The sequence below is a fragment of the Nostoc sp. NMS4 genome, from assembly GCF_017115095.1.
GTDB lineage: Bacteria > Cyanobacteriota > Cyanobacteriia > Cyanobacteriales > Nostocaceae > Nostoc.
The window spans coordinates 1-15,712 of sequence record NZ_JABXKI010000171.1; the positions used below are offsets into that span (position 1 = coordinate 1).

Consider the following 15,712-nt stretch of genomic DNA (forward strand, 5'->3'; position numbering starts at 1 on the left):
GGTTCCAGTGGTGGGTTTACTTTGCCGAATGGTGCGGTGCGATCGCCTGATGCAGGGTGGATAAAACGCGATCGCTGGGAAGCGATACCAGAGGAACTGCGAAAAAAGTTTGCGCCGATTTGTCCTGAGTTTGTGATTGAGTTGCGTTCCCAGAGCGATCGCTTACAAATTTTGCAAGATAAGATGCAAGAGTATATTGATAATGGGACACAACTTGGTTGGTTAATTGATAGAAAACAACGCCTAGTTTTTATTTATCGTCCTAATATTGAAGTTGAAGAATTAAATAATCCTAAAAGACTTTCTGGTGAACCGTTGCTACTTGGGTTTGCTTTGGATTTAAGTCAGGTTTGGTAGGGGATAAAATAAAAATGCTAGGAATCTATGGCGGCGAAAGACATATTCCATGATGCAGTAAGACGCGCTTTAGAGAAAGAGGGTTGCCTCATTACTAATGACCCGCTTTTCCTCCGTTTTGGTGGTTTGGATATGTACATCGACCTTGGTGCAGAGAAAATTTTAACAGCTGAACGAAATCAAGAAAAAATTGCAGTTGAAGTTAAAAGCTTTGTTGCTCCATCTACTACAACTGAATTTAGTACTGCTCTAGGACAGTATCTCAAATATCAACTAGCGCTTGAAGAAGAACAACCTGAGAGACTTACTTCTATATTTAGCAGTTCCTTTAGACACTTATCGTTCTTTTTTTACCTTAGAACTGCCACGTTTATTAATCCAACGTTACCAAATTCGGCTGATTATTTTCGACCCAGAAGAGGAGGCGATTGTAAAATGGCAAAAGTAGAAGAGTACCGTCAACTTATTCAAGAACTGTTGCTAGCTTACAGCGAAATCAAAGCCAGCAACGAAGAAGTCGAAGCAGAAGTTATTTTTGATCGAGAACGCGTTGGGCTTTGCCCCGCCGTAGGCATCGCTATCAACTTGTTCACGCGGGGTGGTCAAATAAGCGCCGTGTATATGGCTGTGTTTTGCATCTAGATATTAAAAACGAAAAAATTTGGATTCAACACGATGGTACTGAAGGAGGTATCGCTAATGAACTTATTAGTCGAGGTATACCCAAAAAAGACATCGTTTTGGCTTTTCATTCCCCCTTTAAACGACAATTTACCGAGTTTGCTGTTGGTTAGAGTAATTTCAATCACTAAACTTTTCGTGATTTAGGATATAGCCACCTATTAAACAAACGGCTAACTCTAGGCATGACAACATAGGTCAACAGTGCAACCATAATGATGGTAATGATCAACGAAATAATCAAGGGAGGTAAACCACGAAGCAGAGGCACTATAAACGTATTCAACACATTAATCAACACATATACAGCTACCCAAGTTAGCAATGCCATTTTATAGCGTGGTGGAGTTTTCAGTGGTTGACCAGGAAGAGAAAACCAAGCTTCTAATCCACATATCTCTTGAACATTAGGGTCAGATTCAAGCAAGTGTTTACCTTCATTGAGCCAATATTCGCGATCGCGCGATGTCATCCACACCTTTAAATTTTTATAATCGTCAAACCGCAAGATGATCACATATTCATTTCGCACCCCAACTTGGGGACGAATTACATTTGTTCCCAAATGACCTACATAGGTTCTCGAAACCCTGGTAATCTCTTTCAACCAAGCTTCGTAAGCGGTTTCGCATCCTGGTTTGACAACTTGTGTAATGACTACGGTTACAGATTTATCGTCCTGTTCCATCTGCATTAGTTATACCACTATCAAGTTAGTAAATGTGATTTTTAGTAATTTTCAAAATTTGGATTTTTAATTGAAAATCCAAATTTTAAAATCTAAAATTCGGTCATTCTCAAGTTAAGGGATATCCAGCTTTTCCAACCTCAAGCCGCACAACATTAGCAGGAACTACACCTGTAGGAGGAGGTAAAAACATTCCACCATTGGTAACAACATAAATCGCAGTGCGATCGCTCTCACCTTGACCAAAAGCCACTGCTGTGCTACCAATTACACCTGATTCGGCTTGAGCAATGATAGTTGTAGTGCGATCGCTTGCAATTCGTACCACACTGTTGTATATGTGCGTTGCTCCGTAAAGGTTGCCTTCCACATCAAAAGCGAAGTCATCAATATTAGTTTGCTCAACAAAAATTTCCGGCTCACCTGGTTTATCAGTGCTATCAACGGGAATCCGCAGCAGCAACATTTTTTCCGTATTTGAAACGTAGAGGAAATCACCAAAACGCTTCAAACCATTTGCCGCCGGAGTCACATTCTCCGAATTGCTACGAGCAAGCAAAGGATGTTCTAGCCAAATAGATCCACGACGTTGAGCGATATCAATCAGCCAAATTGCACCACGATAAGAATCTGCTGTTAAATACTGAGTGTCAGAAAGCGGAGTGATGCCATTAAGAAATATCGCATCTGGCAGTGTTAGTAAGGTTTCCACTGTTCCATGACTGGTAACTAGAGAAACCACGGGTATAGAATCAGCATTCCAACCTGTTGCCACCAAACCCCCGTTGGTAGTGAAAGCAAGACCACTCACCTTGCCTTCAACAGTGGCATGAATTTGCTGATTGCCATCTGGGGTAATGCGAACAATCTTGCCAACTTCGTGATTACTTACAAAAATTGTGCCATTTGGTGCAATCGCTAGATTTTCTAAAAAAGTATTGACCGGGAACGAGGTAATAATTTGAGCAGGTGCTAATTCAATTGGTTTATCTGCGTAAATAGGCGGTAAACCTGCGGAATTTCCCATATTAACCTACCATTGTAATTGAATAGGGCCACCAAGAGAATACCAAGAGAGTGTCCCATGTTTCCACTGCCAATAATTCCAATCTTCATGAGTTAACCCTCATTTCATCGTAGATTGTGAAAAGATTATAGTTAAAGCAGGTGAAGTAGCCACAAAGCAATTATGACCACCAATTTACCTGTAGCCACAGAAATTATACCAGTGGTTTTGCAATTGCAACCTGCGATGTCTACGACGGGCTACGCCTACGCAATGACCAACGATCAGTTTTACGAGTTTTGTCAGCTAAACCGCGACTTTCGCATCGAACGCAATGCTGTAGGAGAATTAATGATTATGCCCCCAACTGGTTCCGAAACCGATCAACATAACTTTGACATTATTGTTCAGTTGGGTATTTGGACAAAGCAAGATGGTACAGGCTGGTGAACCGTTGCTACTTGGGTTCACTTTGGATTTAAGTCAGATTTGGTAGGTGATAAATCAAAAATTACCTATACCCCAATATAGATTTACTCTTCAGAGTTAGCCTTTACATTAATTAGTAAGAGGAAATTTAGGAGATTACTAATTCATGCCTGATGAGCATCGGTTGGAGGAAGAATTTCTATCCCAAGAAGTTGAAAAACAAATATCCAATCAGCTAGATGAAGTAGAACAAATAGAAATAGATGTACAAACCGATCTGTTAAAAATACTTCAGGGACAGGCGGATGGGGTTTCGGTTGTAGGTCAAGGATTAGTCATTAAAAAAGACATTCGCGTACAGGAAATAAAACTGCAAACAGATAGTATAGCCATCAATCCCTTTAGCGCTATTTTTGGTCAAATAGAACTCAATGAGCCGGTAAATACTATTGCTCGAATTATACTCACAGAAGTAGATATTAACCGTGCCTTGACCTCAGAGTTTATTCGCAGCCAGATGCAAAACTTTGAGTTGAATGTAGATGGTGAAATTGTCAGTTTTGAGCCGGAAAAAATTCAGGTATTTTTGCCTGGTGATGGCAAAGTAGAATTTAGGGGAAAGGTGCTGTTAAAGGAAATGGGAAATACTCGCCCTTTAGCTTACACTGCGATCGCTCGCCCACGGACTCATTCACAACCCGCCACGCTGCAAGGTTTTAACTGCACTGAGGGAGAGGGAATTTCAATAGAATTAATTACAGCATTCATGCAGAAAGCTAAAGAACTGATGAACATACCATCTTTTAAATGGGAGGATATAGCCTTTTATATCAAAGATATAGAAGTACAAAAGAGTACTTTAATACTTATGTTAGAAGCTCAGGTAAAACAAATACCCTCAGCGTCAATTTAACTAAGTTTGGGGGTTTAATATCATGTTCGGCTGATTACTTATAAAATGTTATTGCGAACGCTCTGTTCGCAATGACAACTATTTATCCGAACATGATATAAGTCCCTTGGCTAACGACGGCAGAACGAATTGAAGCCTAAATCTAAATCCCCGGACGCTCTCTAAGAGAAGCAAGCTACGCTTTTAGCGTCTGTCTTCGACACGCTGCGCAAACGTAGAGAGCGTAATTACAAATTACAAATTACGTTAGCGTAGCGGTAGCGAGTCATCGATAGCGACGCAGGAGCGTCGCGTCATTACGAATTACGAATTACAAATTATTTAATATCTCCTTAGTAGGATTGACACTAGTTAAAGATAATTTTTGTTACCGAGGGATGATGTAAATGTCATAAAACTTTTCTAATATCTAGAAAGATTCTTATTGCTAAATTTCAACTATGCAAGAGTATGATGTTGTCCTAATCGGTGCTGGACATAATGGGCTGGTTTGTGCCGCTTATTTGCTAAAAGCTGGTTATAGCGTTCTATTACTAGAAAAGCGTTCTGTACCAGGTGGTGCGGCAACAACTGAAGAATGTTTACCCCAAGAAGCTCCTGGATTTAAATTTAATTTGTGCGCTATTGACCATGAATTTATTCATTTAGGGCCAGTTGTTGAAGAATTAGAACTAGAAAAATACGGCTTGCATTATTTGGAGTGCGATCCGGTTGTTTTCTGTCCTCATCCTGATGGTAAGTATTTCTTAGGGCATAAGTCGGTGGAAAAGACTTGTGCAGAAATCGCTCGTTATAACGAACGCGATGCTAGAAAATACGCAGAATTTGTAGATTTTTGGCAGCGATCGCTAGGTGCAATGATTCCCATGTTTAACGCACCGCCAAAGTCAATTATAGACATCCTTGGTAACTATGACATCACCAAACTGAAAGATTTAGTTTCAGTTATTGGTTCCCCTAACAAAACGCTGGACTTCATTCGCACAATGTTAACCAGCGCTGAAGATTTACTTAACGAGTGGTTTGATGAGGAATTTCTGAAAGCGCCACTAGCCAGACTATCATCAGAACTTGGCGCGCCGCCATCACAAAAAACCCTTGCTATTGGTGCAATTATGATGGCAATGCGTCATAATCCGGGGATGGCCAGACCTCGCGGCGGAACTGGCGCACTTGTGAAAGCTTTAGTAAATTTAGTCACAAGTAAAGGTGGCGTAATTCTCACAGACCAGCACGTTGAAAAAGTTTTAGTTGATGATGGTAAAGCTGTAGGTGTGCGGGTTGCTGGTGGTAAAGAATATCGCGCTAAACACGGGGTTATTTCTAATATTGATGCCAAGCGGTTGTTTTTACAAATGACAGATAAAAGCGATGTTAATGCAGCCGACCCAGATTTATGGGAAAGATTAGAACGCCGCATCGTTAACAACAACGAAACCATCCTCAAAATAGATTTGGCTTTAGACGAACCACTGCGCTTTCCACACCATGACCACAAAGACGAATATCTCGTCGGTTCTATCTTAATTGCCGATTCCGTGGCTCATGTCGAACAGGCTCATAGTAAATGTACCTTGGGAGAGATACCTGATGCTGACCCATCAATGTATTTGGTGCTGCCTAGTTATTTAGATCCGACATTAGCACCACCAGGCAAGCACACTCTATGGATTGAGTTTTTTGCCCCTTATCAAATTGCTGGTGCGGAAGGCACTGGTTTAAAAGGTACTGGTTGGACAGATGAATTGAAAAACAAAGTTGCAGATCGGGTGATTGATAAACTAGCAGACTATGCACCCAATGTCAAGAATGCAACTATTGCCCGTCGGGTAGAAAGTCCAGCAGAGCTAGGAGAAAGATTAGGTGCTTACAAAGGGAATTATTACCATGTTGACATGACCTTAGATCAGATGATATTTTTCCGTCCTTTACCAGAAATAGCCAATTACAAAACGCCAATTGATAATCTATTTTTGACTGGTGCAGGGACTCATCCAGGTGGTTCGATTTCGGGAATGCCGGGACGCAATTGTGCGCGTGTATTTTTACAGGCAAAACATCCCATTAGCCAAACTTTGAAGGATGCGCGGGATTCGATTAAGTCAACTGTCGAGTCAGTGTTTGGCATTAATTAGACATTTGGCGAAATTCAAAGTGCTGAGTGCTGTTAGCGGATAGCTAGGGTTTAGCCCGTGCTGAGTGCTGAGTTGAGGAACGTAGCTTGCTTCCCGCAGAGTAACCCAACACTCCGATCAATGTTGGGTTACGCAAAGCCTCCACCCAACCTACAATTTTTTTGCAACATTTTAGCCTTGACACGCCACTACAGTACCTAATTTTGTTAAAATCTCTAGTAATCTGTCAAATTCATTTTGACGTTTTTATTTCTCTCTTTTCCTTCTTCCTTTGCGCTCTTTGCGTCCTTTGTGGTTCGTTCCTTTACCCTTCAAACTTCGCTTTACAGACTACTATTTGAAGCGCGATCGCAAAATTATTCGATTTAAGATCAGGGCGCTGTTCCAGCAAAGATACGATCGATACTAGTAACTCTGCTGGAATTAAACTCTTATGTCTTTAACTGAAGAAATTCTTTCCCAATTACCAGGCGATGTTTTAAAAGGATTGCGCCAAAGCGATCGCATTCTCACATCCCTGAGAGAAAACTCCGCACCAGTACCAACCTTGGTTAAAGAAAGTCAACAGCCTTTAGGCGTTGTAGATTTCGATGTGCTAATCTGCGGTGGTACTTTAGGCATTTTAATTGGTTGCGCCTTAGCAGTGAAGGGGTTGCGGGTGGCGTTGCTGGAACGGGGAATTTTGCGGGGAAGGGAACAGGAGTGGAATATTTCTCGTAAAGAATTAGATGTGTTTGTGGAATTGAACTTGCTAACTGAGGAAGAATTAGCAAGTGCGATCGCCACTCAATATAACCCAGCGCGAGTTAGTTTTGCTGGCGGTACAGAAGTTTGGGTAGAGGATGTCTTGAATATCGGTGTAGATCCAGTTTATCTACTCGCTACCTTAAAAACCCGATTTCTTGCCGTTGGGGGAAAGTTGTTAGAAAACACACCCTTTACTGAAGCAATGGTTCATCCAGATGGGGTAACGGTAAATAACCAATTCAAAACTCGGTTATTAATCGACGCGATGGGACATTTTTCACCCATCAGCCAACAAGCGCGCCAAGGCAAAAAACCAGACGCTTTGTGCTTAGTTGTAGGAAGTTGCGCTCAAGGTTTTCCAGAAAATAACTCAGGCGACTTGTTATTATCATTTACATCTTTGCAAAATCAATGCCAGTACTTCTGGGAAGCCTTTCCAGCCAGAGATGGCAGAACTACTTATTTGTTTACCTATATAGATGCACATCCTCAACGTTTGAGTTTAGAAACTCTATTTGAGGAATATCTGCGTCTTTTACCAGAATATCAGGGAGTGGAATTGAGCAAGCTGAAATTTCAGCGATCGCTATTTGGTTTCTTTCCTACCTATCGCCAAAGTCCGCTTAAAACCCCTTGGAATCGCATTCTACCAGCCGGAGACAGCAGTGGTAGTCAATCTCCCTTAAGTTTTGGTGGTTTTGGGGCAATGGTGCGTCATCTGAAGCGTTTAACTTATGGCATTTCCGAAGCACTGGAAACAGAACAATTATCTGCAAAAGCGTTAACACTGCTGCAACCCTATCAGCCAAGTTTGACTGTTACCTGGTTGTTCCAAAGGGCGATGAGTGTCGGTGTAAATCAGAAAATTGCCCCAGATCAAATTAATCAATTACTCTCCGCAGTATTTCAGGAAATGCAACAGCTGGGTACACCAGTGCTAAAACCATTTTTACAGGATATAGTGCAGTTTTCGGCACTAACGCAAACACTGTTAAAAACTGGTTTATATCATCCTGTAATAGTTGCCAAAATCATTCCGCAGGTAGGATTAGCAAGTTTATTAGATTGGATGTTACATTACAGTAATTTAGGTGTTTACACTGCCTTGCTTTCGCTAAGTCCAATGCTAGAAACATGGATTAAGAATCAACCAAAAGCACAACAATATTATTGGCATCGTTTGATTGATGCTTGGAAGTATGGTTCTGGTGGTGATTACTCAGATGAAACTTAGAATTTTAGCTGTGTGAGGATAACATAATGGAACGGAAATCTGTAGGAATAAAATACTTTGCTGTACTGATTGGATTCCTGCGCGATCGCCAAGGATTTCTAGAGGAAGTTCGTCAAGGGATAAGATTACCAAATAAAATCATTTCGCTACTGGTTTGCAGTTCCTTATTTATCGCTGCTTATGGCGGAATCATTGGTGCATACCATAGCTGGATGCAAGCTTTTTCTTCCGCCATTAAACTCCCAGCCCTTTATTTAATCACACTTCTGATTTGTATCCCGACGTTGTTTTTTGCTAACATTATTTTTGGTTCCAAGCGGACTTTTGCACAGCATTTAGCATTAGTCTTAACTGCGGTTTCAGTCACAAGCGTACTTTTATTTAGCTTTGCCCCAATCACACTCTTTTTCTTGATTACCACCAATAATTACCAGTTTCTAATTTTGTTAAATGTCTTTATCTTTGCCATCACTGGATTTATTGGTGTTTCGTCTTTATATCAAGCCACGAATTTAGTTTTAGAGCAAGACAATGAAGGTAGTAAAACACGCCAGAGAATTTTACAATTTTGGCTATTTCTTTATGCTTTCGTAGGCAGTCAGTTAGGATGGACTCTCAGACCGTTTTTTGGCACACCTGGTTCTGCCTTTGAACTATTCCGCGAAAGAGAAGGTAATTTCTATTTAAGCGTGATTAAATCTATTAGCTATCTCTTGGGATTCCATTAATTAGCCATTAGTAATTTAACAAAATATACAACATATCAAATTTATGCTGAAAAAACAAAATCGCGGGATTCAACAATTTGGTGTTTTGGTTAATTTACTGCGCGATCGCCAGTCATTCTTAGAAGAAATTCGTCAGGGAGTGCGATTACAAAATAAAATCAGTTCTTTGTTCGTAACTAGTTCTATATTCTTTGCCCTTTATGGAGCAATTATCGGTGCATCCCACAGTTGGGGACAAGCATTATCGGGTGCTATTAAACTTCCGGTATTCTATTTAATTACACTGATTATTTGTTTTCCGACTTTGTTCTTTTTTAATGTTTTGTTTGGTTCTCGGAGCAGTATTTTACAGCATTTCGTTGTATTACTTACATCTGTATCTGTGATTAGCGTACTTTTATTTAGTTTGGCACCAGTGACGCTATTTTTTCTGATTACCACACCCGATTCTTATCAATTTTTTAAATTGTTGAATGTGTTAATTTTTGGCATTACAGGCATATTTGGCGTTAAATTCCTGTATGAAGGAATGCAATTACTTTCTCAACAAGATGAAGTAGGCAAAAAAACCCGCACCACTATTTTAAGATCCTGGTTATTGCTTTATGCCTTTGTTGGTATGCAGTTAGGATGGTTTCTCAGACCGTTTTTTGGTGCCCCTGACTCCAAATTTGAGTTGTTCCGGGCGGTGAAAGGCAACTTCTATCTGGATATTGTCGCGGCGATTTCCGAAATTTTAGGTTTGCGTTAATCCCCAGCCTCCAGGCCTACGATGTACACACAAGTCTGAAATAGCTAGTTGATTAACCAAGGTTTTACCCCACCCTAACCCTCCCCTTGCAAAGGGGAGGGAACTAGATTTCTTTTTTCTCCCTTTATAAGGGGGGATTAAGGGGGGTAATTTGACTTGTGTGTACACGCGCCTCCAGGCTGGGAACCAGTTGGGGCAAACCAGTTGGGGTAAGGGCTGTATCTTAACTTAGTGCCATTCCCACCTTGGCGGTTGCTATACTTACGGACGTAGATCGGAACTCCCGCCCCATTTCAAAAATCCTGAAAAAGCTGATATCTGTACATTTGAGGGCAAAAACTCAAACTTTAAATAAAACCTAGTGTTATACCTAAAGGCAAAGCACCAAATTAGATTGCAATGCCAGGGTATCAATAATGAATCGTGAAATTCCTGAATCCCGATTTCCAGAGGCAGCAATGACTGCCAGTCGTGCGGAACTATCGAATTTACCACTGAATACGATCTATGGGCATGTACCGACAGATTTATCTGGGCATACGTTCATTATTGCTCCTGTAGGTACTGTTGCCTCTGGAGGCTTACCCAATCCGAATGGAACCCACATTTTTAACGGTGATGGGATGATTTACCGTTTGGACTGGCAAGCCGGAGAGGTTACTGTCAAGACGAAACTGGCACGTACACCTTGCTTCTATGCAGATCAGGCAACTTTTAAAAATCTTGCTTATCGCTCTCATCAATTTCGCGATCGCGGGTTGTTGCGCTTTTCCCCTTCCTTGGGCTTGCGAGATGAGGTAGATATTGCCTTTCTCGCTTTTAATACGGCCACAGACAGCCAAGAGCGATTAATGATTACTTATGATGCTGGTCGTCCCTACGAAATTGATACCAATAGCTTAGAGGTTGTAACCCCAGTGGGAGGCAATACTGAGTGGAAACCGTTTCTACCTTTTTCCTATCCTTTTCCCCCTGTATTGAGTACCTCTCATCCAACCTTTGATGGTTATACCAACGAAGTTTTTTTAGTTAACTATGGGCGATCGCTGAGTAACTTTCTTGAAAGTGTGCGTTTTATTTATGACCTCGAACAACTGCCCCAAGAACTAGAGCAACTGCTAAGTGCGATCGCTAAACTTTTAAAGAACAATCCCTTGCAGATTCCCTTGGGAATGTTCTCGAAGTTTTCTCAAAGTTTCTGGAAACCATTGATTAGCTGGATTGAGCATTGGCTGGGAACTGCTATGCCAGATTTTGTTTATCTGTTGCAGTGGGATGGTGTAAGTAAACTCCAGCGCTGGCAGTTGATGCTACCAGATGGTTCTCCGGTGCGAATTGAGCAAAGCATCCATCAGATAGCAATTACCAAAGATTACGTAGTGCTGATGGACACTTCTTTGAAAATTGGCCCAGAACAAATCCTCAATAATCCAATTCCCGATAGTTTGGAAACTGAGCGCCTACTGCGGCAATTATTAACGCGATCGCAGCAGCCCAATTCTCCCATTTTCATCGTGCGTCGGGCTGACCTCAAGGCAGATGTGACGACTGTGGTAGTCCGCCCAGCCGTAATTCCCTTAGAGACAGTGCATTTTTTGGCCGATTACGAAAACCCTGATGGTCAAATCACTTTGCATACCGCCCATCTCTGCGCCACAGATATCGCCGAATGGGTTCGCAAGTATGACATTTCCAAATTCGACGCTCCCAAATCTGCGCCTCTGTGGTTGGGAGGAATGCTAGCTAATGGACAAATGGATGTAGGTCGTCTGGGTCGCTATCAAATAGACGGCGAGACAGGTCAGATTCGAGATGCCAAAGTAATTTACGATACTCGCCGTCATTGGGGTATAGGGTTCTACGCTTACCAGGAAAGGCTAGCTTCGGGATTGCCCCCCAAGCGAATTGATAATATTTATTGGCAATCTCTCGGTTTTTGGCCAGAATTGCTAACTGAATTTATTTACAACTTGTACGAAGACTATCCCTATCGGGCTGTACCACTGCAAGAATTATTGCAACGACAAGAAGCATTCCACAATCGCCCTTCTTCTTTGTTCCGGGTAGATACAATCAAAATGGAGGTAGCAGATTTTTATGATGCGCCTCCAGGTTATTTTATCAGTTCACCTCAGTTTGTACCGAGATTGAATGGCAATGGTAGTTCCACAGATGGCTATATTGTCTGTACGGTATTTGGGGGAAATAACAACGAAATTTGGATCTTCCAGGCTGATGAATTAGGGGCTGGCCCGATATGCAAATTGAGCCATCCACAATTGGATTTCGGCTTCACCATGCATACTACTTGGTTATCTGCGATCGCTCCTCGCACTGCTAATTACGATATCCCCGTGCGACAGGATTATGAATCGTTACTTAATCAGCCAGTCATTCAGCAATTATTCACAGAAGCAGTTTATCCACATTTTCAGTAAAAGACGTTGTGTCTCAAACCAGATCACATTACTACCAAAAAATCAACAGTGTATGACTAAAATCTCTAAAGATGCACGAATTTGTATTGTCGGGGCGGGAGCAGCCGGTTTATCTACGGCTTACTTTTTGAAAAAGCAAGGCTACCGCAACGTACTTGTGTTAGAAAAAGCTGGACGGGTAGGGGGATTGTGTTGTTCTATTACCCACAATTCCCGTTCCTTTGATTTGGGAGCAAATTATCTCACCCCTGCTTACAAAGAAGTCCTAAAAATAGCTGAAGAAGTCGGCGCTCAACTTTACAGTGAAGGGCCAGGCCAAGTCTACAACCCTTTTAAATCTCAACCGGGACAACCTGCCTACACCTCAATTATGAATGCCGTTACAGAGGGAACTGACCCAGTAACGTTTTTGGCAGCCGTTGGACGCTTTTGGTGGGAGCGTCTTTGGCTAGAGCCAGTTATTTCCGTTCCTGGGTTTGCCGGTATCAGTCAACATCCCGAACTAACTCAACCTTTTTCCCAGTGGTTAGCACAGAAAGATTTGTCATGTCTAGAAACTCTGTTTGAAATTCCCATTACCGCGATGGGCTATGGCTATTTAAACGAAATCCCCACTGCCTATGCCTTAAAATACATCACTCTAGAAACCTTTTGGACTTTAGTTACTTACGGTGCAGATTTGCGCTGCGGTTGGCCTAAACGGTTTACTGATGGTTTCCAACGCTTCTGGGAACGTGTTGCTTGGGGAATAAATGTGCGCTTGAATATTGACATCAAGGAAATCAAGCGGGGGGCAATTACACGGGTGCGGTTCACCGAGCAAGAGCAGATTCTTGACAAGATTGTTACCCATGAAGAAGTTTTAGAATTTGACTATCTGGTTTTAGCTTGTCCGTTGACGCTGAATGTCCTCAACAGTTTTCTCGATTTGTCGTCAACAGAGAAAGACCTATTTGAGCAGATTATTCTCAATCCCTACAGTTTGATTACCTATCTGATTCCCAATCTGCAAATGCCAACCCCGGTAACTAATGTTATTCCCTTAAATGCAGTGGGGAATCCTTGGTTTATTGCTCAACAGTTTGCTGACAATGACCTAGTTGCCTTTTACACCCGCCTAGATACCCAGGGAAAAATCACTAAAACAGATGTTCTCCAGGGAATTCAAAAGACATTAGAGAATTTGGGAGTGCAGGTAGATGATGATTACTACACCTATGATGAGTGGGCTTACTTTCCTCACATTACTTCAGAAATCATGCGGGCGGGATTTTACGATCGCTTAGAAGCAATCCAAGGTCAACGCCAGACCTTCTATGTGGGAGGCTTATTGAATTTTGAGTTGGTTGAGACAATTGTGGAGTACTCAAAAAGTTTAGTCGAGAAAAACTTTTAGTTGGTACAAGAGTAATCCAATTGCGAAGAACCCCACCCCTCCCCAACTACCGTGTATACACAAGTCGAATTACCCCCCTTAATCCCCCCGATGCATTGGGTGGAAACCGGAAAATCTAGTTCCCTCCCCAATGCATCGGGGAGGGTTAGGGTGGGGTAAAACCCTGGTTAATCAGCTATTTCAGACTTGTGTATACACCCCTCCCCAAGCTTGGGGAGGGATATACAAACAAATTACGTAGCTTGCTTCTCGCCATTCGCGTAGCGTCTCGTAGAGAAAGCGAGTATTACAAATATATTTTAACTAGGAAGTTTTCATCGCCAGAATCTTCAAAGCTACTGCTTCAGGGACAGGCATCACCGATAACCGATTTCCTTGTCTCACCAACATTAACTCTTCGGCACTAAACTTTTCTTTGAGTATTGATAGCAAGATGGGGTTAGAAAAGCTCTCAACAAATTCCACTACAACTGTTTGCCAACGAGGGGATTCAGAACTTGATTTTGGGTCGTAGTATTTACTTTCTGGCTCAAACTGAGTCGGGTCAGCAATATCTTTTTTCACTACACGCATTAACCCAGCAATACCGGGAGGATTAGTACTGGAGTGATAGAAAAAAGCTAAGTCTCCTTCATTCATAAGACGCAAAAAATTGCGAGCTTGATAATTGCGAACACCGTCCCAGATAGTCTCATTTTGCTGTTGAAGGTCAGCAATGCTATAAGCTTCTGGTTCTGATTTCATTAGCCAATAATTCATCTACAAAAATTATGTATATACAAAAGTATTTTAATTTTGAACCGATAATTAAGTTCGTAGTAAGCACTTTAGTGCTTATTTTTTAAACACTAAATTGCTTATACCAATTCTGTATAAAGATGCGCTAAACCCTAAGTACAAGAAAGAAAAACGAACCGCAAAGGACGCATTCGCGCAGCGTCTCGTCAGAGAAGGACGCAAAGGACACGTTCGCGCAGCGTCTCCGACAGGAGAAGAGAAGAAAGAAGTTAAAAGGGTTTGGCGCAGCCTCACAAAGAAATGGTATTACTACAAATCCTCTTGCACTAGCTTAAACATTGTACTAGTGAATATTTGGCTTAACTGCGGTAGGCTATAACAGCATAAAACGGATCTCCGCCAGCTGCACCCAACCATTGTAAGAAATTTGGTAATGTTGATTTATTAGCTATAACTTCTGCGGTTGTAAATCCTGGAACTGAGGCGAAATACTCTTTGACTAATTCCACTCTAGCTGCTTCAGAAGCCTCTCGCCAAGCTTGAATTGCCTTTTCAAAAAACATCCGGTTAGAAAAGCTGATAATTGCAACACCACCTGGTTTCAGGATGCGGTAAATTTCGGAAAATATTGCTTCTGGATATTGCATATATTGCACAGATACGCAATTGAGAACAGCATCAAAATCTTCATCTGGTAAAGGTAACTGCGGATTTTCGTTAAGATTTTGGACAAAGTAATGATTTAAGCGGGGATTACGTGCTAATTCCTCACCATTGAGTCCGTGTCCCTCCACATGGTCAAACTGCATCTCTTCTGGTAGATGAGACACCCAACTGCTCATCATATCAAAAATGCGGGTGTTGGGTTTCAGGCGATCGCGGTATAAATCTGTCAGCTGTTGAATAAATCCTTCATCGACATGGGTAACGAAGCGAGGATAGGCGTAGAAAAGCTTATCGTCTGTATCGTCTAATTTCAGGCGTTGATTCGGTCTTAACTGCATAAATCTCTGTTTTGGAGAACTTTTTCCGAAAATTGCCGCAATTTCAAGTATTTTTCAACAATCACTATGTAACATATTGTAATAACAATAGGATATTTAAACGAGTATAAATATAACCCTGTTTTAAGAACTTTTTTACAACAAAGTGCGATCGCTGCAATTCTCCAATCTCATCCTATTTATCTTGTGCAAATAGACCAGAAAATCCAAGTACTGCTTAATTTCTATCTTTCTATTCGCCCCCAAGCAGTAGTTTCTATTTCCCAAGTACCAACTTTGAGCTATGCTTTGATATATGCGGATCGTTCCCCTCAATTATCTCGGACTCATCACGTTCTGGGTACTGTCAAAAAGTATCAGTTGATTCAAGTTCTTCCCTAAGATAGATGCGAAGGGACTATTGCCAAAAAATATTAATCTAGCTATAATAGTACGTGTACTAAGTATTTGCTTAAATGGTTTCTACT

General features: G+C 41.5%; 15 protein-coding genes and 2 pseudogenes. 13 read left to right on the forward strand and 4 right to left on the reverse strand.

What is annotated here, in order from left to right:
• From HWQ37_RS14535 to HWQ37_RS14545, 4 genes and pseudogenes are all read left to right on the forward strand, one after another.
• The coding region (locus HWQ37_RS14535; protein ID WP_292748308.1) for a Uma2 family endonuclease at positions 1-357 on the forward strand (357 nt) is incomplete at its 5' end.
• A 27-nt stretch (positions 358-384) separates the two neighbouring features.
• Positions 385-805, forward strand: a pseudogene (locus tag HWQ37_RS14540) (XisH family protein).
• Positions 793-999, forward strand: coding sequence for an element excision factor XisI family protein (locus HWQ37_RS34855; protein WP_465249697.1), 207 nt, complete (start codon positions 793-795; stop codon positions 997-999). Before HWQ37_RS14540 ends, HWQ37_RS34855 begins: the two are co-directional and overlap by 13 nt.
• Entirely contained in the window at positions 915-1,151 is a 237-nt protein-coding gene (locus tag HWQ37_RS14545) for a XisI protein (RefSeq protein ID WP_442941185.1), read from the forward strand. The genes HWQ37_RS34855 and HWQ37_RS14545 overlap by 85 nt, the downstream gene beginning before the upstream one ends.
• Before the next feature lie 14 nt (positions 1,152-1,165).
• Here HWQ37_RS14545 and HWQ37_RS14550 read toward each other — a convergent pair whose 3' ends face one another.
• Entirely contained in the window at positions 1,166-1,726 is a 561-nt protein-coding gene (locus tag HWQ37_RS14550) for an antibiotic biosynthesis monooxygenase (RefSeq protein WP_292748319.1), read from the reverse strand.
• A 109-nt stretch (positions 1,727-1,835) separates the two neighbouring features.
• Positions 1,836-2,753, reverse strand: coding sequence for an SMP-30/gluconolactonase/LRE family protein (locus tag HWQ37_RS14555; protein WP_292748309.1), 918 nt, complete (start codon positions 2,751-2,753; stop codon positions 1,836-1,838).
• A gap of 162 nt (positions 2,754-2,915) precedes the next feature.
• Here HWQ37_RS14555 and HWQ37_RS14560 point away from each other — a divergent pair.
• The 8 genes and pseudogenes from HWQ37_RS14560 to HWQ37_RS14595 form a co-directional block, all read left to right on the forward strand.
• Positions 2,916-3,176, forward strand: a pseudogene (locus HWQ37_RS14560) (Uma2 family endonuclease); the annotation flags it as partial.
• Positions 3,177-3,327: 151 nt separating this feature from the next.
• The gene (locus HWQ37_RS14565; protein ID WP_292748310.1) at positions 3,328-4,074 is read left to right on the forward strand and encodes an LmeA family phospholipid-binding protein; all 747 of its coding nucleotides are present in this window, start codon (positions 3,328-3,330) and stop codon (positions 4,072-4,074) included.
• A 440-nt stretch (positions 4,075-4,514) separates the two neighbouring features.
• Positions 4,515-6,209 (forward strand): beta-carotene ketolase CrtO, encoded by a 1,695-nt coding sequence (gene crtO / locus HWQ37_RS14570; RefSeq protein WP_292748311.1) that lies wholly within the window; start codon positions 4,515-4,517, stop codon positions 6,207-6,209.
• Between the two features lie 433 nt (positions 6,210-6,642).
• Entirely contained in the window at positions 6,643-8,190 is a 1,548-nt protein-coding gene (locus HWQ37_RS14575; protein ID WP_292748312.1) for an FAD-dependent oxidoreductase, read from the forward strand.
• A 23-nt stretch (positions 8,191-8,213) separates the two neighbouring features.
• Positions 8,214-8,918 (forward strand): actin-binding WH2 domain-containing protein, encoded by a 705-nt coding sequence (locus HWQ37_RS14580; RefSeq protein WP_292748321.1) that lies wholly within the window; start codon positions 8,214-8,216, stop codon positions 8,916-8,918.
• 43 nt (positions 8,919-8,961) lie between these two features.
• The gene (locus HWQ37_RS14585) at positions 8,962-9,669 is read left to right on the forward strand and encodes an actin-binding WH2 domain-containing protein (RefSeq protein WP_292748313.1); all 708 of its coding nucleotides are present in this window, start codon (positions 8,962-8,964) and stop codon (positions 9,667-9,669) included.
• Positions 9,670-10,085: 416 nt separating this feature from the next.
• Positions 10,086-12,107: a carotenoid oxygenase family protein gene (locus tag HWQ37_RS14590; protein ID WP_292748314.1), complete on the forward strand. Its 2,022-nt coding sequence runs from the start codon at positions 10,086-10,088 to the stop codon at positions 12,105-12,107.
• A gap of 52 nt (positions 12,108-12,159) precedes the next feature.
• Positions 12,160-13,503, forward strand: a complete 1,344-nt coding sequence (locus tag HWQ37_RS14595) for an NAD(P)/FAD-dependent oxidoreductase (RefSeq protein ID WP_292748315.1) — start codon at positions 12,160-12,162, stop codon at positions 13,501-13,503.
• A gap of 303 nt (positions 13,504-13,806) precedes the next feature.
• Here the strand turns inward: HWQ37_RS14595 and HWQ37_RS14600 are convergent, their stop codons facing one another.
• A complete protein-coding gene (locus HWQ37_RS14600) occupies positions 13,807-14,262 on the reverse strand; it encodes an EVE domain-containing protein (protein ID WP_292748316.1) in 456 nt (151 codons plus the stop codon).
• A 338-nt stretch (positions 14,263-14,600) separates the two neighbouring features.
• Positions 14,601-15,245, reverse strand: coding sequence for a class I SAM-dependent methyltransferase (locus HWQ37_RS14605; RefSeq protein ID WP_292748317.1), 645 nt, complete (start codon positions 15,243-15,245; stop codon positions 14,601-14,603).
• Between the two features lie 186 nt (positions 15,246-15,431).
• On the opposite strand from HWQ37_RS14605, the gene HWQ37_RS14610 reads away from it, so the two are divergent.
• The gene (locus HWQ37_RS14610; RefSeq protein WP_292748318.1) at positions 15,432-15,626 is read left to right on the forward strand and encodes a hypothetical protein; all 195 of its coding nucleotides are present in this window, start codon (positions 15,432-15,434) and stop codon (positions 15,624-15,626) included.
• Positions 15,627-15,712: the final 86 nt, after the last annotated feature.

Excerpts from the sequence above, each read along its gene's own strand:
- HWQ37_RS14585 (WP_292748313.1), top strand. The coding sequence starts at position 8,962 with ATGCTGAAAAAACAAAATCGCGGGATTCAACAATTTGGTGTTTTGGTT.
- HWQ37_RS14575 (WP_292748312.1), top strand. The coding sequence starts at position 6,643 with ATGTCTTTAACTGAAGAAATTCTTTCCCAATTACCAGGCGATGTTTTA.
- HWQ37_RS14600 (WP_292748316.1), bottom strand. The coding sequence starts at position 14,262 with ATGAATTATTGGCTAATGAAATCAGAACCAGAAGCTTATAGCATTGCT.
- crtO (WP_292748311.1), top strand. The coding sequence starts at position 4,515 with ATGCAAGAGTATGATGTTGTCCTAATCGGTGCTGGACATAATGGGCTG.
- HWQ37_RS34855 (WP_465249697.1), top strand. The coding sequence starts at position 793 with ATGGCAAAAGTAGAAGAGTACCGTCAACTTATTCAAGAACTGTTGCTA.
- HWQ37_RS14605 (WP_292748317.1), bottom strand. The coding sequence starts at position 15,245 with ATGCAGTTAAGACCGAATCAACGCCTGAAATTAGACGATACAGACGAT.
- HWQ37_RS14595 (WP_292748315.1), top strand. The coding sequence starts at position 12,160 with ATGACTAAAATCTCTAAAGATGCACGAATTTGTATTGTCGGGGCGGGA.
- HWQ37_RS14555 (WP_292748309.1), bottom strand. The coding sequence starts at position 2,753 with ATGGGAAATTCCGCAGGTTTACCGCCTATTTACGCAGATAAACCAATT.
- HWQ37_RS14550 (WP_292748319.1), bottom strand. The coding sequence starts at position 1,726 with ATGGAACAGGACGATAAATCTGTAACCGTAGTCATTACACAAGTTGTC.
- HWQ37_RS14590 (WP_292748314.1), top strand. The coding sequence starts at position 10,086 with ATGAATCGTGAAATTCCTGAATCCCGATTTCCAGAGGCAGCAATGACT.
- HWQ37_RS14565 (WP_292748310.1), top strand. The coding sequence starts at position 3,328 with ATGCCTGATGAGCATCGGTTGGAGGAAGAATTTCTATCCCAAGAAGTT.